The following is a 1,888-nucleotide window of genomic DNA, read 5'->3' on the forward strand; positions in this document are numbered from 1 at the left end:
AGCTGGCCAGCGCCCCGTGGCTGACCACCACGCCTTTCGGCTGGCCGGTCGAGCCCGAGGTGTAGATCAGGTAGGCCGGCTGTGCGGGGGCGATGGTCACCTCGACCGGGCTGTCGCTGCAGGTCGCCCATTGGGTGTGATCGCAGGCAATCACCTGCACGCCTGGCATGGCCGAAAAGCGATGGTCGCCCGCCTCGTGCAGCACCACGGCCGCAGCACTGTCGGCAATCAGCTGCTGCAGGCGCTCTTGCGGCTGCTGGGCGTCCAGCGGCAGGTAGGCGGCGCCGGTCTTGAGCACGGCGAGCACGGCGCTGACCCACTCGATGGAGCGCGGCAGGCACAGGGCAACGATGCTGCCCGCGCCGACCCCGCGTTGGCGCAGGTAGTCGGCCAGGCGGTTGGAGGCTGCCTCCAGGCCGGCCTGGGTCATGAACCGGTCACCGGCGCGCACGCCGCCGTGGGCCTGGCCTGGCGCCATTGCCTGGCGCCACAGGGCGAGGAAGTCGCCATGCGGGTAGGGCTGCGTGCTGGCTGGCAGCACGCTCGCCACCTCCGGGCAGTCCACCATGGCCTGCTGCGGGTCGCGGATCAGCGCGTCCAGTACCTGGCGCAGCGAGCCCGCCATGCGCTCGATGGTAGCCTGCGCGAACAGGTCGGTGGCGTAGGTGAAGTAGCCTTCGATGCCGTCGGCCTTGTCGGAGAAGTCGAACGCCAGGTCGAAACGGGCATCGCCGCCGTCACGGGCAAAGCCTTCCACTTCCAGCGCGCCCAGGCGCTTGCGCCCGGCGTCGCTGGCCGCCACGTGCTGGTTGATCTTGAACTGGAACAACGGGTTGTGCGCCAGGTTGCGTTCGGGCAGCAAGGCGTCGACCAGGTGCTCGAATGGCAGTTCCTGATGCGACTGGGCGCCGCCGATCACGTCTTTCACCTGCTCCAGCAGCGCGGCGAAGGTCGCGCGCTCGTCCACCTGCACGCGCAGTACCTGGGTGTTGATGAAGAAGCCGATCAGGCCTTCCAGTTCCTTGCGGTTACGCCCTGCATTGGGCGCACCGATGCGGATGTCGGCCTGGCCGCTGTAGCGCGACAGCACCACTGCCATGGCCGCCAAAACCAGCACGAACAGCGTGTGGCCACCTTTGCGCGCCTGGTTGCGCAAGGCTTCGGCCTGTTCGCCAGCGATGTCCACCCGCACCACCGCACCGCGCTGGCTTGGCGTGGCCGGGCGCTCGAAGTCCAGCGGCAGGCTCAGCACCGGCTGCTCGTCGCCCAGCTGGGCCTGCCAGTAGGCCAGCTGGCGCTGCGCTTCACCGGCTTCGAGCCAGGCACGCTGCCAGATGGCGTAGTCGGCATACTGGATCGGCAAGGCGGGCAGGTCGGCCTGGTGCCCCTCGGCCAAGGCGGTGTACAGCTGGATGAACTCCTGCACCAGCACGTCGCTTGACCAGCCATCGGAGATGATGTGGTGCATGCTCAGCACCAGCACATGCTCCTCGGCCGCCACGCGCAGCAGGGTCACCCGCAGCAGCGGCCCGGTCAGCAGGTCGAAGGGCTGCTTCAGGGCGGCGTCCACCGCCACACTCAGCGACGCCTCATCGGCGACGCCATCGAACATCACCAGCTCAAGTGGCAGCGGGCAGTGGTCGAGAATTTCCTGGTGGAACTCGCCTTCTTCCGAGGCGAAGCGCGTGCGCAGCGACTCATGGCGCTGCACCAGCGCATCCAGCGCCTGCTGCAGCACCGCCTGGTCCAGCGCGCCCTTCAGGCGTACCGCCATCGGCACGTTGTAGGCCGGGCTGTCGGGCTCCAGCTGCCAGAGGAACAGCAGCCGCTGCTGGGCGAACGACAGCGGAATACGGGCCAGGCCCTGGCGTGCTGGCACGATGGGCAG

At 68.7% G+C, this 1,888-nt stretch carries 1 protein-coding gene; it reads right to left on the reverse strand.

The window, feature by feature from the left end; translation table 11 throughout:
* Positions 1 to 1,888 (reverse strand): condensation domain-containing protein (locus HP546_RS29735; RefSeq protein WP_172233305.1); only part of this gene is annotated, 1,888 nt, incomplete at both ends.

It is taken from the genome of Pseudomonas sp. CM25, assembly GCF_013179705.1.
Lineage (GTDB): Bacteria > Pseudomonadota > Gammaproteobacteria > Pseudomonadales > Pseudomonadaceae > Aquipseudomonas.